The 23,844-nt window shown below is 68.2% G+C and carries 24 protein-coding genes; 15 read left to right on the forward strand and 9 right to left on the reverse strand.

Annotation, left to right across the window (positions count from 1 at the left end):
* Positions 1–34 precede the first annotated feature (34 nt).
* The 6 genes from ABIE65_RS19140 to ABIE65_RS19165 form a co-directional block, all read right to left on the reverse strand.
* Positions 35–1,231: an MFS transporter gene (locus ABIE65_RS19140; protein ID WP_354079955.1), complete on the reverse strand. Its 1,197-nt coding sequence runs from the start codon at positions 1,229–1,231 to the stop codon at positions 35–37.
* 170 nt (positions 1,232–1,401) lie between these two features.
* The gene (locus ABIE65_RS19145; RefSeq protein WP_354079956.1) at positions 1,402–2,070 is read right to left on the reverse strand and encodes a CDP-alcohol phosphatidyltransferase family protein; all 669 of its coding nucleotides are present in this window, start codon (positions 2,068–2,070) and stop codon (positions 1,402–1,404) included.
* Positions 2,071–2,122: 52 nt separating this feature from the next.
* Positions 2,123–3,193: an ABC transporter ATP-binding protein gene (locus ABIE65_RS19150; RefSeq protein WP_354079958.1), complete on the reverse strand. Its 1,071-nt coding sequence runs from the start codon at positions 3,191–3,193 to the stop codon at positions 2,123–2,125.
* A gap of 1 nt (position 3,194) precedes the next feature.
* Positions 3,195–4,949 carry an ABC transporter permease gene (locus tag ABIE65_RS19155; protein ID WP_354079960.1) on the reverse strand — a complete coding sequence of 585 codons (1,755 nt, stop codon included), beginning with the start codon at positions 4,947–4,949 and terminating at the stop codon, positions 3,195–3,197.
* An 83-nt stretch (positions 4,950–5,032) separates the two neighbouring features.
* Positions 5,033–6,079 carry an ABC transporter substrate-binding protein gene (locus ABIE65_RS19160; protein WP_354079962.1) on the reverse strand — a complete coding sequence of 349 codons (1,047 nt, stop codon included), beginning with the start codon at positions 6,077–6,079 and terminating at the stop codon, positions 5,033–5,035.
* Between the two features lie 101 nt (positions 6,080–6,180).
* A complete protein-coding gene (locus ABIE65_RS19165; RefSeq protein WP_354079964.1) occupies positions 6,181–6,666 on the reverse strand; it encodes a response regulator in 486 nt (161 codons plus the stop codon).
* A 109-nt stretch (positions 6,667–6,775) separates the two neighbouring features.
* On the opposite strand from ABIE65_RS19165, the gene ABIE65_RS19170 reads away from it, so the two are divergent.
* The 8 genes from ABIE65_RS19170 to ABIE65_RS19205 all read left to right on the forward strand — a co-directional run bounded on the left by ABIE65_RS19170 (position 6,776) and on the right by ABIE65_RS19205 (position 15,480).
* Positions 6,776–7,885, forward strand: a complete 1,110-nt coding sequence (locus tag ABIE65_RS19170) for an acyl-CoA dehydrogenase family protein (RefSeq protein ID WP_354079965.1) — start codon at positions 6,776–6,778, stop codon at positions 7,883–7,885.
* A 10-nt stretch (positions 7,886–7,895) separates the two neighbouring features.
* Positions 7,896–9,128: an acyl-CoA dehydrogenase family protein gene (locus tag ABIE65_RS19175; RefSeq protein WP_354079967.1), complete on the forward strand. Its 1,233-nt coding sequence runs from the start codon at positions 7,896–7,898 to the stop codon at positions 9,126–9,128.
* A 235-nt stretch (positions 9,129–9,363) separates the two neighbouring features.
* Positions 9,364–9,921 (forward strand): F0F1 ATP synthase subunit delta, encoded by a 558-nt coding sequence (locus tag ABIE65_RS19180; RefSeq protein ID WP_354079968.1) that lies wholly within the window; start codon positions 9,364–9,366, stop codon positions 9,919–9,921.
* A 4-nt stretch (positions 9,922–9,925) separates the two neighbouring features.
* Complete coding sequence (gene atpA / locus ABIE65_RS19185) at positions 9,926–11,455, forward strand: F0F1 ATP synthase subunit alpha (protein ID WP_354079969.1); 1,530 nt, start codon at positions 9,926–9,928, stop codon at positions 11,453–11,455.
* Between the two features lie 41 nt (positions 11,456–11,496).
* Positions 11,497–12,384, forward strand: a complete 888-nt coding sequence (locus tag ABIE65_RS19190) for a F0F1 ATP synthase subunit gamma (protein WP_354079971.1) — start codon at positions 11,497–11,499, stop codon at positions 12,382–12,384.
* Between the two features lie 86 nt (positions 12,385–12,470).
* The gene (gene atpD / locus ABIE65_RS19195) at positions 12,471–13,913 is read left to right on the forward strand and encodes a F0F1 ATP synthase subunit beta (RefSeq protein WP_354079972.1); all 1,443 of its coding nucleotides are present in this window, start codon (positions 12,471–12,473) and stop codon (positions 13,911–13,913) included.
* Between the two features lie 29 nt (positions 13,914–13,942).
* Entirely contained in the window at positions 13,943–14,362 is a 420-nt protein-coding gene (locus ABIE65_RS19200; RefSeq protein ID WP_354079973.1) for a F0F1 ATP synthase subunit epsilon, read from the forward strand.
* Between the two features lie 158 nt (positions 14,363–14,520).
* Positions 14,521–15,480 carry a hydroxymethylglutaryl-CoA lyase gene (locus ABIE65_RS19205; RefSeq protein WP_354079975.1) on the forward strand — a complete coding sequence of 320 codons (960 nt, stop codon included), beginning with the start codon at positions 14,521–14,523 and terminating at the stop codon, positions 15,478–15,480.
* An 81-nt stretch (positions 15,481–15,561) separates the two neighbouring features.
* On the opposite strand, the gene pdxY is transcribed toward ABIE65_RS19205, so the two are convergent.
* Positions 15,562–16,422 carry a pyridoxal kinase gene (gene pdxY, locus ABIE65_RS19210; protein WP_354079977.1) on the reverse strand — a complete coding sequence of 287 codons (861 nt, stop codon included), beginning with the start codon at positions 16,420–16,422 and terminating at the stop codon, positions 15,562–15,564.
* A gap of 222 nt (positions 16,423–16,644) precedes the next feature.
* Here pdxY and sdhC point away from each other — a divergent pair, with 222 nt between their 5' ends.
* The 5 genes from sdhC (at position 16,645) to ABIE65_RS19235 (ending at position 21,462) form a co-directional block, all read left to right on the forward strand.
* Positions 16,645–17,034: a succinate dehydrogenase, cytochrome b556 subunit gene (gene sdhC, locus ABIE65_RS19215; RefSeq protein ID WP_354079979.1), complete on the forward strand. Its 390-nt coding sequence runs from the start codon at positions 16,645–16,647 to the stop codon at positions 17,032–17,034.
* 4 nt (positions 17,035–17,038) lie between these two features.
* Positions 17,039–17,422 carry a succinate dehydrogenase, hydrophobic membrane anchor protein gene (gene sdhD / locus ABIE65_RS19220; protein WP_354079981.1) on the forward strand — a complete coding sequence of 128 codons (384 nt, stop codon included), beginning with the start codon at positions 17,039–17,041 and terminating at the stop codon, positions 17,420–17,422.
* Positions 17,423–17,425: 3 nt separating this feature from the next.
* A complete protein-coding gene (gene sdhA / locus ABIE65_RS19225; protein WP_354079983.1) occupies positions 17,426–19,216 on the forward strand; it encodes a succinate dehydrogenase flavoprotein subunit in 1,791 nt (596 codons plus the stop codon).
* Between the two features lie 96 nt (positions 19,217–19,312).
* Entirely contained in the window at positions 19,313–20,095 is a 783-nt protein-coding gene (locus ABIE65_RS19230) for a succinate dehydrogenase iron-sulfur subunit (protein WP_354079985.1), read from the forward strand.
* 110 nt (positions 20,096–20,205) lie between these two features.
* Positions 20,206–21,462, forward strand: coding sequence for an SLC13 family permease (locus tag ABIE65_RS19235; RefSeq protein ID WP_354079987.1), 1,257 nt, complete (start codon positions 20,206–20,208; stop codon positions 21,460–21,462).
* 33 nt (positions 21,463–21,495) lie between these two features.
* Here ABIE65_RS19235 and fdxA read toward each other — a convergent pair whose 3' ends face one another.
* On the reverse strand, positions 21,496–21,831 hold the full coding sequence (gene fdxA, locus ABIE65_RS19240; RefSeq protein ID WP_354079989.1) for a ferredoxin FdxA: 336 nt from the start codon (positions 21,829–21,831) through the stop codon (positions 21,496–21,498).
* Complete coding sequence (locus tag ABIE65_RS19245; RefSeq protein ID WP_354079991.1) at positions 21,828–22,328, reverse strand: tellurite resistance TerB family protein; 501 nt, start codon at positions 22,326–22,328, stop codon at positions 21,828–21,830. The genes fdxA and ABIE65_RS19245 overlap by 4 nt, the downstream gene beginning before the upstream one ends.
* A 74-nt stretch (positions 22,329–22,402) precedes the next feature.
* On the opposite strand from ABIE65_RS19245, the gene ABIE65_RS19250 reads away from it, so the two are divergent.
* Together ABIE65_RS19250 and ABIE65_RS19255 are read left to right on the forward strand one after the other, a co-directional pair.
* Positions 22,403–23,047, forward strand: coding sequence for a DUF938 domain-containing protein (locus ABIE65_RS19250; RefSeq protein ID WP_354079993.1), 645 nt, complete (start codon positions 22,403–22,405; stop codon positions 23,045–23,047).
* Positions 23,048–23,310: 263 nt separating this feature from the next.
* Positions 23,311–23,808: a CarD family transcriptional regulator gene (locus tag ABIE65_RS19255; protein ID WP_354079995.1), complete on the forward strand. Its 498-nt coding sequence runs from the start codon at positions 23,311–23,313 to the stop codon at positions 23,806–23,808.
* The last annotated feature ends 36 nt before the right edge of the window (positions 23,809–23,844 follow it).

A 23,844-nucleotide genomic window follows, 5' to 3' on the forward strand; every position in this document is an offset into this window, starting at 1 on the left:
GCGCGGCGGCCGGCGGAAGGACAAGCAAGTCGAGTTAAGGAGCGTGGCGGCGGCGGCGCAGCAGCCCTGCCAGCACCGCGGTCGCCGCCATCAGCGCGCCCCCCGCCATCACCATCGTCAGGGCACGGTGGCTGCCGTCGAAGAGCTGGACCGCGAGGACCGAGCCGGCCACGCCCGCCAGCATGTTCGAGGTGCCGATCAGCGAGGAGCCGAGCCCCGCCATGCCGCCCGCCGGCTCCAGCGCCTTGGCCGTGCCGGCCGGCATCAGCGAGCCGAACGCCGCCACATAGGCCGCCACGCCCGCCCAGAGCACGGGCAGGCTGGGCTCGGCGGCCGAGAGGACGAGCATCGTGACGCCGACGCTGGCGGCCAGGATGCCGCCACAGATCAGGACGCGTTCGATGCCGTATTTGCCGGCGAGCGTGCGGGCCGTCGTCGACCCCACCAGAAAGGCCGCCGCCGCGATGGCGAAGACCGGGCCGAACGCCTCCGGCGGCACGCCGTAGCGCACGTCCGCCACCGCAGCACCGATCGCCAGCAGCGAGGCGTAGCCGAAGAAGATGCTGGAGGTCACGGCGACGCCGCCGACGAAATCGGGCGACCGGAAGAGCGCCGCCGCACCGGCGAGGATGCGCCGGAGCGACAGGGCCGCCTGATCGGCGACCTGCAGCGTCTCCGGCAGCACGACGACGGAACAGAGGAGGGCGATCCCGCCGAAGGTCGCGAGAAACCAGAAGATCGCCGGCCAAGCGAACAGGGTCAGCAGGCCGGATCCGACGGTGGGGGCGAGCAGCGGCGCCAGACCGACAATGATCGTCATGGTCGACAGCAGGCGGGCGCTGCGGATGCCGCCGCCCTGGTCACGGGCGATGGCGCGGGCGATCACCGGTGCGGCGGATCCCATGACGCCCTGCACGCCGCGCGCGACGAGCAGGAGGGTGAAGGATTCGGTGATCGCACAGACGATGCTGGCGACGACGAAGCAGACGAGGGACACGTAGAGCGGCGCCAGACGGCCGAACCGGTCGGCGAGCAGGCCCCAGACCATCTGCCCGGCGCCGAAGCCGAGCAGATAGGCGGTCACGATCGCACCGCCCGCACCGGGTGCCGCGCCGAAATCCTGGGCGATCTTCGGTTGGGCCGGGATGGAGATGTCGATGGCCGTCGCGGTGACGGCGGCGAGCATGCCCAGCGTCGCGACGAAGGCCGGACCGTCCGTTCTCTTCAGCATGCCTGATCGTCGCCCCCGCTCGCCGAGCGCCAGAGGTAGCGCAAGCTGCGCGCCATGTCGCGCGGCGGCTGCGCGGGGCGACCTCCGGACCCGGTCGACGCGCGCGGACGAACTTGGCACGCCCCTTGCTGTACAGTTACTGCCAGATCTTCTGGCGGGCGTTTCCTCCCTCAACTCGGGCCGTCGGCATCAGTCGACGGCCTTTTTTTCTGTGCAACGGGCGGCTGCGGCATGGCGGAGAAGGTGCGCACGCCCTGGAGGATCCGGGCAGCGGCGGTGGCGAGGCAAAGGGCGCCGAAGCCCGCAGCCAGCCAGGGAAACCAACCCGGAAACAGCGCGAACAGGACGAAGGCCAGGATGGTCTCGGTGCCTTCGGTCAGGCCACCGAGATAGTGGATCGCCTTCGGTCCGTGCCGGGTGCCGACGATCCCACGCTGCGCCGCAATGGAGGCGAAAGCCAGGAAAGAGGCAGACGTTCCGATGAAAGAGAACAGCAGGATGGCCGCTGCCAGCGCATTCTGCGACGGCGCCGCCAGCGCGAAGCCCAGCGGGTAGGCGGCGTAGACGATGAAGTCGAGGGTGATGTCGAGGAAGCCGCCGCGGTCGGTCGGCCCGACCCGGCGGGCCACCGCACCGTCGAGCCCATCGAACAGGCGATTGCACAAAAACAGGGCCAGGCCGATGCCGTACCATGATGCTGCAACTGCGGCGGCAGCCGCCAGGCCGAAGGCGAACCCCGTCCAGGTCAGCGCATCGGCACCGACCCCGAGGCGGATCAGGCGGCGGGCGGCCGGATCGAGGGCCGCCCGCAACCCGGGGCCGAGGCGTGCGTCGAGCATGGGCGCGGCCGTCGGGGATCGATGCGAGCGGATCGGCAGGTGCGCCGGGGGCTCAGGCCAGTGGGGTCATCTGATCCGGTGCGAGACCGATCCAGACGGTCTGCCCCGCCTCGAACACCTCGCGCGGCGGCGCCACCACCCTGAGGCGCAGGCCGCTGTCCGCCGGCGCCACGACATAGTCCCAGAACTCGCCGAGATAGGCGCGCTCGACGATCCGGCCCGGGAGAGCCAGGCCATTCGTTCCCGACGGCTGTGAGCCGTGCAACGATATGTTCTGCGGACGGACCGAAAAGGTGACCGCCCCCGTCCGTCCATCGAGTTCGCCGTTGAAGCGTCCGGCGGGCACGGCGAAGCCGTCGAACGTCACGCTGTTCGCCTCGCGCCGCGCCTCGATGAAGTTGGTGCGGCCGATAAAGCCGGCGACGAAGCGCGTGCGCGGCCGGTTGTAGAGGCTGAACGGATCGTCGATCTGCTCGATGCGGCCGGCGTTCATCACGGCGATCCGGTCCGACGTCACCATCGCCTCGCCCTGGTCGTGGGTGACGTAGACGGTGGTGATGCGGAACTCGTCGTGCAGACGGCGGATCTCGAACCGCATCTCCTCGCGCAGGCTGGCGTCAAGGTTCGACAGCGGCTCGTCGAGCAGGAGGACCGCCGGCTGGACGACGATGGCCCGGGCGAGCGCCACCCGCTGCTGCTGGCCGCCGCTCAGTTCCGACGGGTAGCGCCCGGCGAGATGGCCCATCTGCACGACGTCGAGGATGCGGCCGACGCGGTCGCGGATCTCGTCGCCCGACAGCTTGCGCAGCTTCAGGCCGAAAGCGACGTTTTCGAAGACCGTCATGTTCGGCCAGATGGCGTAACTCTGGAAGATCATCGACATGCCGCGGCGCTCCGGCGGCATGACGCTCGACGGCGAGGACAGGATCTTGCCGTCGATCTCGATCGTGCCTTCGGTCGGCGGCATGAAGCCGGCGATCATGCGCAGGGTGGTGGTCTTGCCGCAGCCGGAAGGGCCGAGCAGCGAGACGAATTCGCCGTCGGCGAGGTCGAGGTCGAGATGGTCGACGGCGGTGAAGGCGCCGAACGTCTTGACGATCTGCTTCAGTACGAGGCGCGGCATCTCATTCTCTCCGCAGCATGAAATCGCGCCCCAGCAGCTTCATGCCGATGGCGACGAGGGTAACGGTGATGACCAGCAGGATGCCGCCGAGGGCCGACAGGACCTCGAAATTGCCTTCCTCACTGAGGTCGTAGAGCATCACGGACATCGTCCGCGTGTTCGGCCCGACCAGGAAGACCGCGGCGGAGAGCTCGCGCGTAGCAATGATGAAAACGATCAGCCAGGCGCCGAACAGGCTCTTCTTCATCAGCGGCGCCACGACCGAGCGGATCGCCCGCATCCGTCCGCCGCCGAGGATGCGCACCGCCTCCTCCATCTCCGGATGGACGGTGCGGACCGCCGCCGAGCAGTTGGCATAGGCGATCGGCAGGAAGCGGGCGGTGAAGGCGAGGATCATCAGCGCCGCCGTGCCGTAGAGCGCCAGCGGCGGCGAGGCATAGGCGGCATAGAAGCCGATCGCCATGACGATGCCAGGGATGACGAAGGGCGCCATGGCGAGGAAGCCCAGAACGCCGGCGAACGGCACCAGCTTGCGGTGCTGGATGTAGGCGACCAGCAGGGCGATGATCAGCGCAAACGTCGCCGCCGCGGCCGAGAAGTAGATCGTGTTCCAGACCGACGGCATCGCCATGTCGTGCTGGAATATCAGATAGTAGTAGTTCCTCAGGGTCAGGTTGTCGAAGGAGAAGCCCCTGCCCCACGCCTCGGCGAAGGACGCCTGGAGCAGGACCACGAGGGGCATCAGCACGGCGAGCAGGCCGACGAAGGCGCACCAGCCGAACAGGACCCAGCGCCACGCGCCGAGCTGCACCGGCCGCCGCTCGCCGCCCTTGCCGGTCTGCGAGACGAAGCCCTTGCGCGACAGGACCAGCCGCTGCACCGCGATCAGCGCCACGGTGATCAGCAGCAGCGGGATGGCGTAGGCGGCGGCCACCTCGACCCGCGTCGGGAACTCGAAGAACTGCCAGAGCTGCGTCGTGACGACGTTGATGCGCGCCGGAATGCCGATGATCGCCGGCGTGCCGAACAGCGCCATCGTCTCCAGGAAGACGATGATGATCCCGGCGAGGATGGCCGGCCAGACGAGCGGCAGGGTTACCGTCATCATGGTGCGCCACGCGCCGGCACCGAGGATGTTGGCGGCATCCTCCATCTCCGACGACACCATGTCGAGCGCCGCCTTAACGAAGATGAAGATGAAGGGAAAGGAGTTGAGCGCGATGACGAGCGCCAGGCCGGTGAAGGTGTAGACGTTGACGATGGAATCCGGATCGCCGGTCACGAAGGTCCAGGCTTGGTTGATCCAGCCGGCATTGGGCCCCGCCAGCAGGATCCAGCCGATGGCGCCCAGATAGGGCGGCATGATGAAGGCGCCGAGCACGACGCCCCAGGTGACGCCGCGGAACGGCATGTCCGTGCGCGAGACCGCCCAGGCCATCGGCAGGGCGAAGATCAGCGACAGCAGGGCCGACAGCCCGCCCAGCATGAGCGAGTTGAACAGGGCATCGAGATAGCGCTCGCGGCCGTAGGCGGTGACGTAGTTCGAGAGGGTGAAGGCACCGGTGCCCCGGGTCTCGAAACTGACCAGCAGGAGCTTGGCCATCGGGCTGACGACCAGCACCAGCAGGACGGCGACGAGGGCGACCCAGACCAGGGTCGCCGGCTCCAGATGGCGAAGGCGGCGTAGCAGGGCGCTGAAACGGCCGTCGCTCTCGGCGGCGGCCACGCCCGGCAGGGTGGCGGCGGAGGATCTCATCGCTGGCGGCTCCACGCTCGGGTCATCACGCTCGGGTCAGAGAGCCGCCCCGACGCACGCGCCGGGGCGGTCGTGACGGCGGCTCAGATGCCGAACGTGTCGCGCCAGAGTTCCTTGACCTCGGGGATGCCCTTCTCGATCTCCTCGGTACTCGGCCGGATCAGCTTCACTTGGTCGAGCGGCTTGGCGCCGGGCGCGGGCTCGACGTCGGCGCGCAGCGCCTCGCCGAAGTATTTCACGTAGACCTCAACACCTTCCTTGCTCAGCAGGAAGTTCATGAAGAGCTTGGCGGCGTTGGGGTGCTTGCTGTTCGCCAGGATGCCCGACGGCGAGATCATCAGCAGGGTGCCGTCCTCGGGATAGATGAGGCCGAGGGGGTTGCCGCGCGACGCGCTGATCAGGGTCGTCGCCGAGGGGCCGGCACCGATGGAGCGTTCGCCGGCGTTCAGCATCGTCACCGTGTCGTTGATCGACCGGCCGATCTGCGGGTTGTTCTCCTCGAGCTTCTCGAAGAACTCCCAGCCGTAGAGCTTGCGCATCTGGACGACCCAGGTGCCGACATAGCCGCTGAAGCCGGGGTGGCCGACCGTAACCTTGTCCTTCCACTTCGGGTCGACGAGGTCCGTCCAGTTCTTCGGCAGCTCGTCTTCCTTGACGAGGCTCTTGTTGTAGTTGATCAGGACGAGGCCGGCCGACGTGGTGTGGAAGTAGTTGTCGGGGTCGAGGTTCTTGAACGCGTCGATGACCTCGTCGGCGTTCTCGGGCCGGTACTGCATCAGCAGCTTCTCGTCCTTGAGGAAGCTGTAATGGCCGATGTCGGTGGAGCTGAACACGTCGCATTGCGCGACGCCGGCGCGCAGGTCCTGGGAGAGGCGCTGGAAGGCCACCTGCGCGGTGGAGCGGACGACGTTGACCTTCACGCCGGGATACTGCTCGGTGAATGCGGAACCCATCGCCTCGGCGACCTCGGCGCTGGTGTGCGCCGTGTACCAGGTGAGTTCCCCTTCCTTCTTCGCCGCCTCGTAGAGGGTCTTCTCGGCGGCGGTCATATCCTTGGCGGACGCCGCGACCGGCGACATGGCGAACATCCCGGCGGCGATACCGCACAGGACGGATAGGGCCATCCTCATCGTTTCCTCCCGTTTACGTGTTCTTGTGGGAGGTAGCCTAACGCCGTCAGCGGCCCGGTCAAACCCCGACCGCAACCAAATGTCCGGTCAGCGTACGCGAGTCAGGCGGTCGCCGCGCCGAAAGCCCGGGTACAGAGATCACGCAGCGCCCTGTTGTCGTACGGCTTCATCAGCCGCGGCACGTCGCGGAACTCGGCCGGGAACTGACCGGCCTCGTCGTAGCCGGAGGAAAAGATGACCGGCACGCCGCGCGCGAGCATCACCCGGGCGGCCGGAAACACCAGCTCCCCACGCAGGTTCACGTCGAGCAGGGCGCCGTCGCAGTCGTCGGCGGCAGCCATCACGTCGGCGAGCGAACTCATGGGCCCGACGACCTCGTAGCCGAGATCGACGAGCACCGTCTCCAGATCGAGGGCGATGAGTCCCTCGTCCTCTCCAAGCAGAATCCGCACCGCCCCTTCTCCCGGGCCGTGTGCATCGGCGGCCCGTCGTTGTTCATTGTGCATAACATCATAGCCGATGGCCTGCGGAATAGCAGCCGGTGATGCCGATCGGCGCGGCGGCGGGCGCCGGCCGCGCACGGCCATTGAGATGTCCGGACGTCCGGCCGATGATCGGTGGACGTATCCGACGAAGCGGTCGCCGGACGGGCCGCCCGGTCCTGCGGCAGAAACCGCACGAAGCGATGGGGAACGCATGAACTTCGACTTCTCCGACGACCAGAAGCAGCTGCGCGAACAGGTGCGGCGCTTCCTCGACGACCGCTGCTCGACCCGCGCGGCCCGCGCCCGCCTGGAAGGCGCGCCGCCCGATCCCGACCTGTGGAAGGGCATTGCCGACATGGGCTGGGCCGGGGCCGCCGTGCCGGAGGAGTATGGCGGCGTGGGGCTGGGCTATGTCGACCTCTGCGTGATCGCCGAGGAACTGGGGCGCTGCGTGGCGCCGGTGCCCTTCTCCTCGTCGGTCTATCTGGCGGCCGAAGCCATCCTGCGCGGCGGCGACGCGGCGCAGAAGCGCAAGTGGCTGCCCGGCCTCGCGAGCGGGCAGACGATCGGCACCATCGCCCTGTCCGAGGGGCCGAAGCCGGCGACGCCCGCCAGCCTCGCCGCGCGGTTCGACGGCGGTCGCCTGACCGGAACGAAGCTGCCCGTCCTGGACGCCGACGTGGCCGGCCTCGCCGTGGTGGCGGCGCGCGACGCACGCGGCGACACGGCGCTCTGCGTGGTCGACCTGAAGGCCGAGGGCGTCGCAGTCGAGGCGGTGGAGAGCATCGACCCGAGCCGCAGCCATGCGCGGGTGACCTTCGAGAGCGCGCCGGCGGAAGCGCTGGCGGCCGCCTCCGGCTGGGAGACCGTCGAGCGCGTCATGGATGCCGCAGCGGTGCTGTTCGCGTTCGAGCAGATCGGCGGGGCGCAGCGCTGCCTGGACATGGCACGCGACTTCGCGCTGGAGCGGCACGCCTTCGGCCGGCAGATCGGCTCCTACCAAGCGATCAAGCACAAGCTGGCCGACGTCTGGGTGGCGATCGAGATCGCCCGCTCGAACGCCTATTACGGTGCCTGGGCGCTCGCGAACGACGCGGCGGACTTGGCCGTCGCCGCGGCGACGGCACGGGTCGGCGCTAGCGAGGCCTTCTGGCAGGCATCGAAGGAGAATATCCAGACGCACGGCGGCATGGGATTCACCTGGGAACTCGACTGCCACCTGTACTACCGGCGGGCGAACCTGCTGGGGCTGCAGATCGGCAGCCGCCGCACCTGGAAAGAAAAGCTGATCGCGCGCCTCGAGACGCGCAACACCGCCTGAGGAGGACAGAATGGACTTCAACGACACGCCCGAAGAAGCCGCATTCCGCGCCCAGGTCCGCGCCTTCCTGGACGCGAACGCCGAGCGCAAGACCGGCGAGGAGCACAGCTTCAGGATCGGCTACGGCTCGGACGAGCTCGTCCCGGTGGCGAAGGACTTCCAGCGCCGCAAGGCGGAGGCGGGCCTCGCCGGCATCACCTGGCCGACCGAATATGGCGGCCGCGGCCAGCCGCAGATCCACCAGGTCATCTACAATCAGGAGGAAGCGGAGTATCTGGTCCCGCGCGGCGTCTTCGAGATCGGGCTCGGCATGTGCATCCCGACGATGATGACCTTCGCCACCGAGGAGCAGAAGCAGCGCTTCGTCGGCCCGGCATTGCGCGGCGAGGAGGTCTGGTGCCAGCTCTTCTCGGAGCCCGCCGGCGGCTCCGACGTGGCGGGCCTGCGCACGCGCGCCGTGCGCGACGGCGACGACTGGGTGATCAACGGCCAGAAGATCTGGACGTCGGGCGCGCACTTCTCCGACTGGGGCATCATCGTGGTGCGCACCGACCCCGCGGCGCCGAAGCACAAGGGGCTGAGCTTCTTCTTCCTCGACATGAAGTCGCCGGGCATCGAGGTGAAGCGGATCAAGCAGATCGCCGGCACGTCGAACTTCAACGAGGTCTTCTTCACCGACGTACGGGTGCCGGACGCCCAGCGCCTGGGCAAGGTCGGCGAAGGCTGGCGGGTCGCGATCGCCACCCTGATGAACGAGCGCCTTGCGGTCGGGCAGACGCCGGCGCCGGATTTCCCCGAGATCTTCCAGCTGTGCCGGCAACTCGAACTGGAAGACGGGCCGGCGATCCGGAACGCCCTGGTGCGCGACAAGCTGGCCGACTGGTACGTCCAGCAGCAGGGCCTGAAATATGCCCGCTTCAGGACGATGACCGCGCTGTCGCGCGGCGAGACGCCGGGTCCCGAGAGTTCGATGACCAAGATCGTCAGCGCCAACAAGCGCCAGGCGATCGCGCAGTTCGGCATCGAGCTGATGGAAGCCGCGGGATCGGTCGCGGACCCGGGCCTCGCCCCGCTCAAGGCGATGATGCAGGAGGCCATCCTCTCCGCCCCCGGCAACCGCATCGCGGGCGGTACCGACGAGATCCTGCGCAACATCATCGCCGAGCGTGTGCTGGGCCTGCCGCAGGACGTGCGCGTCGACAAGGACATCCCGTTCCAGGACCTCGTCGCCCAGGGCCGGTAGGCGGAGGGCCGGAAGGCGGTGGACCGCGCCCCTGGAGCGGCATCGCGCCGCGCAGGGGGACGGCCCGTTCCGGACCTTTCCGCCCCCGTGCCGGGTTGCGCGCCCGCGGTGGCTGTGTTACCAACCCGCCGCTTCCGCCGGACACGTTTCTGCGGTCGCGTCGTTCGTCTGTCGTCCACGGCGGCGCGCTCTCGCGAGCCGGCTCCGCCGCCCAATCACCCGAGGTATTCCCACGGTGGCAGCTCAGTCTGGACCGGTCTCCGGAATCGCCGAGCGCTATGCGAACGCTCTTTTCGATCTCGCGGACGAGCGCAAGGCGCTCGACGAGGTCGCGGAGGATCTCCGCTCGCTCAAGCGCATGCTCGACGATAGCGCCGACCTGCGGAAGCTGGTCCGCAGCCCGGTCGTCAAGAGCGAGGATCAGGCGCGCGCCATCGAGGCCGTGGCCGATCGCGCCGGCCTGTCGCAGCTCACCCGCAACTTCATCGGCGTGGTCGCCAAGAACCGGCGCCTGTTCGCCATCGAGGGCATGATCGCGGGGTACCTGCAGATCCTGGCGCGGCGCCGCGGCGAGATCACCGCCGAGGTGACCGCGGCAAAGCCGCTGAGCGACGCCCAGATGGCGGCGCTGCAGGATTCGCTGCGCCAGGTGGTCGCGGGCAAGGTTTCCGTCGACCTCACCGTCGACCCGTCGCTGCTCGGCGGGCTGGTCGTGAAGGTGGGCTCGCGTCTCTTCGACAGTTCCATTCGCACAAAGCTGCAGCGTATGCAGCAGGCCATTAGAGGGGCTTGAGGCCATGGATATTCGCGCCGCGGAAATTTCCGCGATCCTGAAGCAGGAGATCGCGCAGTTCGGCACCGAGGCGGACGTCGCCGAGGTGGGCACCGTCCTCTCCGTCGGTGACGGCGTGGCGCGCGTCTACGGCCTCGACCAGGTCCAGGCCGGCGAGATGGTCGAGTTCGCCGACGGCACGAAGGGCATGGCCCTCAACCTCGAGACCGACAATGTCGGCGTCGTGATCTTCGGTGCCGACCGCAACATCAGCGAAGGCGGCATCGTCAAGCGCACGGGCGAGATCGTCGACGTGCCGGTGGGCAAGGGCCTGCTCGGTCGCGTCGTGGACGGCCTCGGCAACCCGATCGACGGCAAGGGCCCGATCGAAGGCGGCGAGCGCCGCCTGGCCGACGTGAAGGCGCCGGGCATCATCCCGCGCAAGTCGGTGCACGAGCCGGTGCAGACGGGCCTGAAGGCGCTCGACGCCCTCGTCCCGGTCGGCCGCGGCCAGCGCGAGCTGATCATCGGCGACCGCCAGACCGGCAAGACAGCCGTCGCGATCGACACCTTCATCAACCAGAAGGCGGCGCACGCCGGCACCGACGAGAAGAAGAAGCTCTACTGCATCTACGTCGCGATCGGGCAGAAGCGCTCCAGCGTCGCCGAAGTCGTGCGCACGCTCGAAGAGAACGGCGCGATGGAATACACCATCGTCGTCGCCGCGACCGCCTCCGACCCCGCGCCGATGCAGTTCATGGCGCCGTACGCCGCCTGCGCGATGGGCGAGTGGTTCCGCGACAACGGTATGCACGCCGTCATCGTCTATGACGATCTGTCGAAGCAGGCGACCGCCTATCGCCAGATGTCGCTGCTGCTGCGCCGCCCGCCGGGACGCGAGGCCTTCCCGGGCGACGTGTTCTATCTCCACTCCCGCCTGCTGGAGCGCGCCGCGAAGCTCAACGACGAGCTCGGCGCCGGCTCGCTGACGGCGCTGCCGATCATCGAGACCCAGGCCAACGACGTGTCGGCCTACATCCCGACGAACGTCATCTCGATCACCGACGGCCAGATCTTCCTGGAGACGAACCTCTTCTATAAGGGCGTCCGTCCGGCCATCAACGTCGGCCTCTCGGTCAGCCGCGTCGGCTCCGCCGCGCAGACCAAGGCGATGAAGAAGGTCGCCGGCACCATCAAGCTGGAACTGGCGCAGTATCGCGAGATGGAGGCGTTCGCGCAGTTCGCCTCCGACCTCGACGCGTCAACCCAGCGCCTGCTGAACCGCGGCCAGCGCCTGACCGAACTCCTGAAGCAGGCGCAGTACAGCCCGCTGTCGATGGAAGAGCAGGTCATCTCGATCTTCGCCGGCGTGCGCGGCTTCCTCGACCGCCTGAAGATCGAGGACGTCCGCCGCTTCGAGAAGTCGGCCCTCGAAGAGATCAAGGCGACCAAGCCGGAGATCGTCGAGACGATCCGCACCACCGGGGAGCTTTCCGGTGACACCGACAAGGCGCTGACGGCGTTCTACGAGGACTTCACGAAGAAGTTCGCGTGATCGCCCCGTCCGCACGATAGACCGGAAAGCACGAGCCGCGGATGGCCAGCCTCAAGGAACTCCGGAGCCGGATCGCCAGCGTCAAGGCGACCCAGAAGATCACCTCGGCCATGAAGATGGTCGCGGCCGCGAAGCTGCGCCGCGCCCAGGAGCAGGCCGAAGCCGCACGCCCCTATGCCCAGCGGATGGAGCGCATGCTGGCGTCCCTCGGCGGCGCGGCGAGCGGCGGCGACGTGTCGCCGCTGCTGGCGGGCACGGGAAGCGACCAGGTCCACCTGGTCGTGGTCGCCACGGCGGACAGGGGCCTCTGCGGCGGCTTCAACACGGGCATCGCCCGGCGGGCGCGCCGCTTGATCGACCAGCTGGTCTCCGAGGGCAAGACGGTGAAGATCCTCGCCGTCGGCCGTAAGGGCCGCGACCAGCTGCGCCGGACGCACCGCGCCCTGATCGGCGATACGATCGAGGGCATCGGCCGCAGGCAGGTGGCGTTCGCCGAAGCCGACGAGCTGGGCAAGCGCCTGCTGGCGATGTTCGAGGCGGGCGAGTTCGACGTCGCGACGATCGTCTATGCCGAGTTCAAGTCGGCGATCGCCAACATCGTGACCGTGCAGCAGCTCATTCCGGCTCCCCTGCCCCCGGCCAAGGAAGACGAGCCGGTGGCCGGCGGTGCGCCAGCGCTGTACGAGTTCGAGCCGTCGCAGGAGGAAATCCTGTCCGAACTGCTCCCGCGCAACCTCTCGGTCCAGATCTACCGGGCGCTGCTGGAGAATTCGGCGAGCGAGCACGGCGCCCGGATGAGCGCGATGGACAACGCCACGCGCAATGCCGGCGACATGATCAAGGGCCTGACCCTGAGCTACAACCGGACGCGTCAGGCGATGATCACCAAGGAACTGATCGAGATCATTTCGGGCGCAGAAGCCCTTTAAGACCGCTCGGCCCGGCCGCCGACGCCGCCCCACGCGGGTGGCGCCGGCTTCACCGGGCCTTTTGAGGATGTGAGGAGCAGAGGGACATGGCGACCAATCCGACGCCCAGCAATGCCATCGGCCGCGTCACCCAGGTCATGGGCGCGGTCGTCGACGTCCGCTTCGACGCCGACATTCCGGCGATTCTGAACGCGCTGCACGTCAAGCGCCCCGACGGGCGGACCCTGGTGCTCGAGGTCGCTCAGCATCTCGGCGAGAACACCGTCCGCACCATCGCGATGGATGCGACGGAGGGTCTCGTCCGTGGCGCCGAGACCATCGACACCGGCGCGCCGATCACCGTGCCGGTCGGTCCGGGCACCCTCGGCCGCATCATGAACGTGCTGGGCGAGCCGATCGACGAGCGCGGCCCGGTCAACGCCACCATGACCCTGCCGATCCACCGCAGCGCGCCGGAGTTCATCGAGCAGTCGACGGAAGCCTCGCAGCTGGCCACGGGCATCAAGGTCGTCGACCTGCTGACCCCGTACCTGCGCGGTGGCAAGATCGGCCTGTTCGGCGGCGCCGGCGTCGGCAAGACCGTGCTGATCATGGAGCTGATCAACAACATCGCGAAGGGCCACGGCGGCTACTCCGTGTTCGCCGGCGTCGGCGAGCGCACCCGCGAGGGCAACGACCTCTATCACGAGATGATGGAGTCCGGGGTCATCCAGCTCGACAACGACCAGTCCAAGGCCGCCTTGGTCTATGGCCAGATGAACGAGCCGCCGGGCGCGCGTTCGCGCGTCGCCCTGACCGGCCTGACGCTCGCGGAGTATTTCCGCGACCAGGAAGGCCAGGACGTGCTGTTCTTCGTCGACAACATCTTCCGCTTCACCCAGGCGGGCTCGGAAGTGTCGGCCCTGCTCGGCCGCATTCCCTCCGCAGTGGGCTATCAGCCGACCCTGGGCACCGACATGGGCGGCCTGCAGGAGCGCATCACCTCCACCAACAAGGGCTCGATCACCTCGGTGCAGGCCGTGTACGTGCCCGCGGACGATTTGACCGACCCGGCGCCGGCCGCGACCTTCGCGCATCTCGACGCCACGACGGTTCTGTCGCGCCAGATCGCCGAACTCGGCATCTATCCGGCGGTCGACCCGCTCGACTCGACGTCGCGCATTCTCGACGCGCGCATCGTCGGCCAGGAGCACTACGACGTCGCCCGCGGCGTGCAGCGCGTGCTGCAGAGCTACAAGTCGCTGCAGGACATCATCGCCATTCTGGGCATGGACGAACTGTCCGAAGACGACAAGCTGGTCGTGGCCCGCGCCCGCAAGATCCAGCGCTTCCTGTCGCAGCCGTTCCACGTCGCCGAGGTCTTCACCGGTTCTCCGGGCGTCTTCGTCGCGATCGAGGACACGATTAAGGGCTTCAAGGGAATCGTGAATGGCGATTACGATGACCTTCCCGAGGCGGCCTTCTACATGGTGGGTACCATCGAGCAGGCCGTAGAGAAGGCGCGCAAGATGGCTGCCGAAGCCGCCTGACGCGCACACCCGAGAAGGAACGAACGCCAATGACCGAGGGCAAGGTCGACTTCGAGCTCGTATCGCCGGAGCGTCTTCTCGTCTCGCAGCCCGTCGACATGGTCGTCGTGCCGGGCGGCGACGGAGACTTCGGCGTCCTGCCCGGCCATGCCCCGCTCATCTCGACCGTCCGTTCGGGCGTCATCGAGATCTACGAGGGCAGCGCAATCACCGACCGCATCTTTGTCGCGGGTGGTTTCGCCGAAGTGACCGCAGAGCGCTGCACCGTGCTGGCGGAACTCGCCATGCCGGTCGCCGAGATCGACGCGGCCCGCACGGAACAGCAGCTGCGCGAGGCCCGCGAGGCAGAGTCGCAGGCGAAGAACGACGAGGAGCGCGGCGCCGCCGAACGTCTCGCCCGTCTCGCCGAGGCGAAACTGGAGGCTGTGCGGCGCGTCGCCGTGCACTGAACACCGGCCGTCGGCCGTACGAAAGCGGATGCTCCCGAGCATCCGCTTTTTTTGTGCCCGCAGCCCGGCATGGCGCGCCGGCCCCGGACAGGGTTTACTGGACACGGAGCGACGGTCGCAGCCGCCGGCGCTCCGGGAAACGCACGGAGAATGCCCCGATGACCGACCTGCCCCGCCGCGTCCAGATCAACGAGGAAGGCCCCCGCGAAGGTTTCCAGATCGAGCCCGGCCCGATCGCCACGGCGCGCAAGATCGAGCTGATCGACGCCCTGTCCGAAACGGGCGTCAGCAAGATCCAGGTCGCGTCGCTGGTGAACCCGAAGAAGGTACCGGGCTGGGCGGACGCCGACGCGGTGATCCGCGGCTTCGCCCGCAAGCCAGGCGTCGACTATCACGTGCTGTGGCTGAACGAGCGCGGGCTGGAGCGCGCGCTCGACTATGAGGGCCTGGAGATGGTGGGGTCGATCTCGACCACCTGCTCGGAGACCTTCATGCGGCGGAACACCGACCGCGGCTTCGAACAGAACCTCCAGGTGCAGCGCAACCAGATCGCCACCTATAAGCAGCACGGCATCCCGGTGAAGCGCGCCTCGGTCATGGCCGCCTTCGGCTGCAACTACGAGGGCGAGATCGCGGTGTCGAAGGTGGTCGACGCCTGCGCCAGCCTGATCGATCTGGCCCGCGAGGAGGGCCTCGAACTGGAGGTCCTGAGCCTCGCCGACACGATGGGCTGGGGCAACCCGGAGTCGGTGAAGCGTCGCGTCGGCGCGGTGCGCGAGCGCTGGCCGGAGAAGCGCATCGGCCTGCACCTGCACGACACGCGCGGTATGGGCGTCGCCAACGCCTATGCCGGGCTGCAGATGGGCGTCGACATGTTCGACTCGACCGTCGGCGGCCTGGGCGGCTGCCCGTTCGCCGCGCACAAGGGTGCCGCCGGCAACGTCGCCACGGAGGAACTGGTCTTCCTGTGCGAGGAGATGGGCATCGAGACCGGCATCGACCTCGACCGCTTGCTCGACTGCGCGCACCTGGCGGAGGACATCGTCGGCCACATCCTGCCCAGCGAGATGATCCGCGGCGGCAGCCTGAAGAAGCATCGGGCGGCGACGGCACACTGAGGCGGTCGCCTATCGCAGCGCGGGCGTCTCGCCCGCCCCTTTCACCCCCGAGACGGAGGGACGCCGGCGCTCCGGCGGCGGCTAGTCCACGGGCTGCACCGGCCAGATCGGCGACGGCGCGGGCAGCATGTCCTGGGCGGCGATCAGGGCGAGCTCGTCGCCGCCCGCGGCCGCTGTCGCGGCGATGACGGCGTGGATCGAGGAGACCGCCAGCGACAGAGCGCGCGCCGCGTCGCGCTTCTCCAGCCACCGGGCCAGAAAAACGGCCGCGAAGACGTCGCCCGCACCCGATGCAGGCGCGTCGACATAGGGCGCAACCGACAGCCAGGCGCGCTCAGAGGTGACCGCGAGTGCGCCGAGATCGCCGGCCGCCTGCACCCCCGTGACGACCACCAGAGCGGGCCCGGTCGCAGCGAGCGCGCGCGCGGCGGCGGCGACCTCCGCCACGGTCTCCACCGGCCGCCCGGTCAGGAATCCCAGTTCGAACCGGTTCGGAATCGCGATGTCCGAAAGCGCGACCAGACGTCGCATCACCTCCGGGATGTCGGGCCGGACATAGAGGCCGCGTGGATGGTCGCCGAGCACCGGGTCGCAGCAGAAGACGGTGTCCACGCCGGTCCCCGCTCCCTCCCGGGCCGCGCGCAGGCGCGTCACGGCCGTCTCGACCACCGCCGCGTTGCCGCCGGTGCCGAGATAGCCGCTGAGGACCGCGCCGCAACGCGCGAGCATGCCGCGCTCGGTCAGGCCGTCCAGGAGGTCGGCGAGCACGGCCGTCGCCACCGGACCGCCACGGAAGCCACCATGGGCCGGATGGTTGCTGAACTGGACGGTATCGAGCCGCACCGTCGGAAAGCCGAGCCGGCGCAGCGCGAACTCGGCGCCGCTGTTGCCGACATGGCCACAGGCGACGGCGGACTGGATCGTCAAAACGGGAGCATTCATCCGGCGGCCGCCGCGCTGCGTAGGTAGCACGAGACCCTAACAGACCGCAGCCCACCGGCGAAACCGCGCGTTGGGGGATGCATGCACGACACGAAACAGCCACAATCGGGGTGCCGGGCGCGTTGACTTGACCACCCCGGCGCTTTAGGAATTCCGCACGTTACCGGGACTTCGGCGTCATCTCCGGACGCCGTTCAGCCAAGACCAAGGACAGCCAGCCCGATGGAAGCCCGTAGCCGGCCGCTCTCCCCACATCTCCAGGTCTATAAGCCGCAGCTCACCAGCGTCCTCTCGATCAGCCACCGCGCCACGGGCGTGGCGCTGTCGGTCGGAACGCTGCTGTTCGTCTGGTGGCTGGCGGCGGCAGCCGCAGGACCCGAGGCCTATGACGACGCGCAGGACTTCATCGGCTCCTGGTTCGGGATGCTGCTGCTGTTCGGCTGGTCCTTCTGCCTCTACTACCATCTGTGCAACGGCATCCGGCACCTGTTCTGGGACGCGGGCTACGGCTTCGAGCTGCCCGACGCCTACCGGTCCGGCTGGATGGTCGTCGGTGCGGCGGGCGGCCTGACGGTCCTGAGCTGGATCGTCGGTCTCGCGGTGGGAGGCTGATAGGATGTCGATGCGTTCTCCCCTCGGCCGGATCCGCGGCCTCGGCTCGGCGAAGGACGGCACCGGTCACTGGTGGGCCCAGCGCGTCACCGCGCTCGCCCTCGTGCCGCTGGTGGTCTGGTTCGTGGTCTCGGTGATCGGCATCGCCGGTGCGGGCTATCTCGAGTTCATCGAATGGCTGTCGAGCCCATCGGTGGCGGCCATGATGATCCTGCTGATCGTCGCGACATTCCACCACGCCCAGCTCGGTTTGCAGGTCGTGATCGAGGACTATGTCCACGACGAGGCGATGAAGATTCCGGCGATCCTGGTCATGAAGGCCGTCGCCATCCTGCTGGGACTGATCGGCGTCCTGGCTGTCCTGAAGATCGCCGTCGGAGGCGCTTGAGCCATGACGCAAGCCTACCCCGTCATCGAGCATACTTATGACGTCGTCGTCGTGGGCGGCGGCGGCTCCGGCCTGCGCGCCACGCTGGGCACGGTCCAGGCCGGCCTGAAGACCGCCTGCATCACCAAGGTGTTCCCAACGCGAAGCCACACCGTGGCGGCGCAGGGCGGCATCTCGGCCGCGCTCGGCAACATGTCCGAGGACAGCTGGCAGTGGCACATGTACGACACCGTCAAGGGCGCCGACTGGCTCGGCGACCAGGACGCGATCGAGTATCTGTGCCGTAACGCCGTGCCCTCGGTGGTCGAGCTCGAGCATTTCGGCATGCCGTTCAGCCGCACCAAGGACGGCAAGATCTATCAGCGGCCGTTCGGCGGCCACACGAAGGACTTCGGCGGGGCACCGGCGATGCGCGCCTGCGCCGCCGCCGACCGCACCGGCCACGCCCTGCTGCACACGCTCTACCAGCAGAGCCTGCGCTATCAGGCGGAGTTCTTCGTCGAGTATTTCGCCATCGACCTGATCATGGACCCCGACGGCAGCTGCCGGGGCGTCATGGCCTGGAACCTGGACGACGGCACGATCCACGCGTTCCGCGGCCAGACGACCATCCTGGCGACGGGCGGCTACGGCCGGTCCTACTTCTCCTGCACCAGCGCGCACACCTGCACGGGCGACGGCAACGGCATGGCGGCACGCGCCGGCCTGTCGAACCAGGACATGGAATTCGTCCAGTTCCACCCGACCGGCATCTACGGTGCGGGCTGCCTGATCACCGAGGGCGCGCGCGGCGAAGGCGGCTACGTCACCAACTCCGAGGGCGAGCGCTTCATGGAGCGCTATGCCCCGTCGGCCAAGGACCTCGCCTCGCGCGACGTGGTCTCGCGGTCGATGACGATGGAGATCCGCGAAGGCCGCGGCGTCGGACCGGGGAAGGACCACATCTACCTGCACCTGGAGCATTTGGGCGCCGACGTCCTGCACCAGCGCCTGCCGGGTATCACCGAAACGGCGAAGATCTTCGCCGGCGTCGATGCGACGAAGGAGCCGATCCCGGTCCTGCCGACCGTCCACTACAACATGGGCGGCGTGCCGACGAACATTCACGGCGAGGTGCTGCGGCCGACGGAGGCCGACCCCGACGCCGTTGTGCCGGGCCTGATGGCCGTCGGCGAGTGCGCCAGCGTGTCGGTGCACGGCGCCAACCGCCTCGGCACCAACTCGCTGCTCGACCTTGTGGTGTTCGGCCGGGCGGCGGGCCTGCGCTGCGGCGAGACGCTGAAGGCGGGCGCCACCCAGGCGCCGCTGCCGAAGGACCATGCGGACATGGCCCTGTCGCGCCTCGATCGCCTGCGTAACGCCAACGGGTCGCTGCGCACCAGCCAGATCCGCGACAGCATGCAGCGGACGATGCAGAACAACGCCGCCGTTTTCCGGACCTCCGAGGTCCTGAAGGAAGGCTGCCAGCTGATCGACCAGACCTATGCCAGCATGCAGGACATCCGGGTCAACGACCGTTCGATGATCTGGAACTCAGACCTGGTCGAAGCGCTGGAACTCGAGAACCTGATGGCCTGCGCCGTCGTCACGATGTTCTCCGCCGAGGCCCGGCACGAGAGCCGCGGCGCCCACGCGCACGAGGACTATCCGGACCGCGACGACAACGAGTGGATGAAGCACACCCTCGCTTGGGTCGACGAGCACGGCAAGGTGTCGCTCGGCTACCGGCCGGTCCATACCAACACGCTGACGTCCGAGGTCGAGTACATCCCGCCGAAGAAGCGGGTGTACTGACCGCCGTTCAACCCAGCGACGCAGCGGCCGGGGCTTCCCGGCCGGGGCCGGCGGCGATGCCGGCGCCCCTAAGCACCGAGAAGGCAACCCAGGACGATGGCCGAATTCGCGCTGCCCCGTAATTCCAAGGTTCAGCCCGGTAAGACCCACAAGGCACCCGCGGGCGCCAAGCGCGTCAAGGCGTTCAAGCTGTACCGCTGGAGCCCCGACGACGACAAGAACCCGCACCTCGACACGTTCGAGATCGATCTCGACGATTGCGGGCCGATGGTTCTGGACGCGCTGATCAAGATCAAGAACGAGGTCGACACGACCGTCACGTTCCGCCGCTCCTGCCGCGAGGGCATCTGCGGCAGCTGCGCCATGAACATCGACGGCACCAACACCCTGGCCTGCACCAAGCCGATCGACGAGGTCGCCGGTGAGGTGAAGATCTACCCGTTGCCGCACATGCCGGTGGTCAAGGATCTCGTCCCCGACCTAACGGTACCTTACGCGCAGTTGGCGTCGATTGAGCCGTGGCTGCAGACGGCGTCGCCGCCGCCGCCGGACCGCGAGCGCCTGCAGAGCGAGGCCGAGCGCGAGAAGCTCGACGGCCTGTGGGAATGCATCCTGTGCTTCTGCTGCCAGACGAGCTGCCCGAGCTACTGGTGGAACGGCGAGCGCTATCTGGGTCCCGCGGTGCTGCTCCAGGCCTATCGCTGGATCGCCGACAGCCGCGACGAGATGACCGGTGAGCGCCTCGACAATCTCGAGGATCCGTTCCGGCTCTATCGCTGCCACACGATCATGAACTGCACGAAGACCTGCCCTAAGGGTCTCAATCCCGCCAAGGCGATCGGCGAGATCAAGAAGCTGATGGTGGCGCGACGGGTCTGATCCGCCGCATCCGGCTTCCCCGGGTCGGGCGCACCCGCGCCGGCCCGGTGACGGCTCCGCACTAACGGGCTATAGTCACCCGACATAACCCGATCGCCCAGGACAGCTCGTTGGCCGAAGACTGGCTCGCCGTATCGCCCGGCTTCGTGCTCACGGTCTTTGTCCTGACCTATGTCGGGATGGCGGTCGGCCGGGTTCCGGGCTTCCGCGTCGACCGGACCGGCATCGCGCTGGTGGCGGCGATCGTGATGTTCGTCGCCGGTGCCAGCAGCGGCGACCGCATCGTCGAAGCCGTCGACTTCCCGACCCTCGTCATCCTCTTCGGCCTGATGATCCTGTCGGCGCAGTTCGCCGCCAGCGGCTTCTACGACTGGGTTTCGCTGCGGGTATCCACCGCGCGGGGATCGCCGGCCGTCCTGCTGGCCAGCACCGTGGCGGTCGCCGGCGGGCTCTCGGCGATGCTGGCCAACGACGTCGTCGTCTTCGCCATGACCCCCCTGCTCTGCATCGGGCTGCGCAGCCGCGGGCTCGACCCGCGCCCCTACCTGATCGCCGTGGCGGGTGCCGCGAACGCCGGATCGGCCGCCACGATTATCGGCAATCCGCAGAACATCGTCATTGGACAGGTCGGGCAGCTCGATTTCTGGGCCTTTCTCGGCGTCTGCGGCGTCCCGGCCCTGGTCGGGCTCGGATGCGTCTTCGCCGTGGTCTGGGCGGTGTGGCGCAAGCGGCTGCACGTACCGGACGCACCGTCGGAAGCGCTGCCCTCCGAGACTTTCGACCGCTTCCAGCTCGGCAAGGCGCTGCTCGCGACGGCCGTGCTGCTCTTCCTGTTCGCCAGCCCGGTTGCGGACGAGAACGGCGTCCTGCTGGTCGCCGGCGCGCTGCTGATCAGCCGCAAGCTGCGCAGCCGCGACATGATCGGCATGGTCGACTGGCACCTGCTGGTGCTGATCGTCAGCCTGTTCATCGTCACCGATGCCCTGGCGCAGACGGGCCTGATCGCGCTGGGGGTCGAGCAGATCACGGCGGCGGGCCTGCTGCCCGACCGGCTCGTCACGATGGCGCCGCTCGCGCTCATCGCGAGCAACACGATCGGCAACGTGCCGGCGGTCATCATGATCCTGTCGATCTGGCCGGAGATGCCGGCCGGGACGCTCTACGCGCTGGCCGTGCTGACGACGCTGGCGGGCAACTTCGTCCTGATCGGCAGCCTCGCCAACCTGATCGTCGCCGAGCGCGCGGCCAGCGTCGGCGTGCGCCTCACCTTCCTCGACCACGCTCGCTGCGGCGTGCCGATGACGCTGCTGTCCTTCGTCTTCGCCATACTCTGGCTATGGGGACTCGGGGTGCTGCCGCTCAGCTGAACGGCAGCATCGCCGCACGAACGCCGCGGGCCGTCAGGGGGTGCCGGGCTTCGGGCTGAAGTACTTCTCGAGCTTGCCCGGGACGTCCTTCCAGTCGTCGGCGTCGGCCGGCGCCTCGCCCTTGCGCGTGATGTTCGGCCACGCCTCGGAATATTGCCGGTTGAACTCGACCCACTTGTCGCTGTCCGGCTCGGTGTCGGGCTTGATCGCCTCGGCGGGGCATTCCGGCTCGCAGACGCCGCAATCGATGCATTCGTCGGGATGGATAACCAGCATGTTCTCGCCGACATAGAAGCAGTCGACGGGACAGACCTCGACGCAATCCATGTATTTGCACTTGATGCACAGATCGGTGACGATATAGGTCATCCTGTCTCCCCCGGGCGGCGGATCGCCCCTGCACCATCCGCGCCGCCGATCCGCGCGAGCACTCGGCGCCGTGCAGATCCGATATCCAGGTCCGTGACGTTTATCAAGCCGCCGATGCGCCGCATCAGATTGGCTTCGAAATCATGGACGCGGCCGTCGACATAGATCACTTCCCACAGCATCTCGACGAGACGGACGCGCTCGGAATCGTCGAAACCGTCCGTCACGGCGCGCACGAACGGGTGGAGCTGCTGGGTGTCCTGCATCGTGACGGTCGCCTCGGCGACGAGCGAGCGCGCATCGTCGGCCGACAGGGCGAACCGCTCGCGCAGCAACTCCGTCATCCGCCGCCGCTCGTCCTCGCCCAGGCCGCCGTCGAGCAGGGCCGCCTCCGCCATCAGCGCAGCCGCCGCGAACTGCAGGTCGTCGAATCCATGACCGCCTTTGTGCTGCGGTCGCGCGGATTCGCGGAAAAATTCTTTGATCCTGTCCAGCATCGGGGTCAGATACGGTCGCAGCCCGAGCAGATCAACTCTCGCAGATGCAGCAATCACCGGAAGAGCGCGGAACCATGGACGACAGCGGCGACCGGCGCCGGTACGCACCGGCCGCGCAGCTGAATCGTGCGCCCATCCTCGGCGTCCTGGACGAGATCCTGCCGCGCCGCGGCACCGTGCTGGAGGTGGGCAGCGGGTCGGGCGAGCACGCCGTCTACATGGCCTCGAAGCTGCCCGGGATCGTCTGGCAGCCGAGCGAGCGCGACGACGCCTCCCTGGCCAGTATCGAGGCCTGGCGCATGCGCTCCGGGCTCGCCGGGCCGCTGCCCAACCTGCTGCCGCCGGTCCGGATCGACTTGGCGAAGGAGGACTGGCCGGCCGACGTACCGGCGGAGGCTGCCTATCCGGTCGCGGTGGTGGCCATCAACGTCCTGCAGGCGAGCGCCTGGGCGGCGGCCGTCCACCTGTTCGCCGGTGCCGCCAGCCTGCTCATGCCCGACCGGCTGCTCTATCTCTACGGACCCTTCCGGCGCGGCGGCCAGCACACCTCGATGGGCAACGCGCAACTCGACCGCGACCTGAGATCGCAGAACGAGGATTGGGGTGTGCGCGACTTCGAGGATGTGGCAGACCTCGGCGCAGCGCACAGACTGGTACTGGAGGAGGTCGTGCGCATGCCCAACAACAATCTGTCGCTGATCTTCGCCCGGCATCGGTAGACCGGCGATCGCCCGCTTTATCGGCGGAACAGAGACGGCGAAGGTTGAAAAATGCCGAATCTGAGTGCAGCGCGGTCTGTATCGGGTGACATTTCTGTGATATTATCTTCGCCGCTTTCCAAGGACGCGTGCGCCCGCGTTGCCACCCCTCGATATCCAGGATCGTCGTTCGTTCTCGAACGCGCGGGCCGTTTCGTTGGTGTGCCGGAACGGCGCGTGTCGGGAAGCCGCGTGTCCGAGGCAGAGCGAGCGGGTAACCATAGATGGCGAAGCATATGAAGTTCGAGGCTGGTGATCACGTGGTTTACCCCGCCCACGGGGTCGGCAAGGTGCTCACGATCGAGAACCAGGAGATCGCCGGTATGCGTCTCGAGGTGCTCGTCATCGAGTTCGAGAAGGAAAAGATGACGCTGCGGCTGCCGACCGGGAAGGTGCAGGCCGCCGGTCTGCGCTGCCTCTGCTCGCGCAAGGAGATGCAGGACGCGCTGAAGACCCTGAAGGGCCGCTCGCGCGCCAAGCGGACGATGTGGAGCCGCCGCGCCCAGGAATACGAGGCGAAGATCAACTCGGGCGACCCGGTATCGATCGCCGAGGTGCTGCGCGACCTGCACCGCAACGCCGACCAGCCCGACCAGTCCTACAGCGAGCGGCAGATCTATCAGGCCGCGCTGGAACGCCTGAGCCGCGAACTGGCTGCGGTCGAGAAGATCGACGAGGACAAGGCCCAGAAGAAGCTCGAGGCGGTCCTCAGGGAGATCTGAGGATCTTCGCGGCCCTGCCCGCCGAAGCAAAGCGGG

Source organism: Constrictibacter sp. MBR-5 (genome assembly GCF_040549485.1).
Lineage (GTDB): Bacteria > Pseudomonadota > Alphaproteobacteria > JAJUGE01 > JAJUGE01 > Constrictibacter.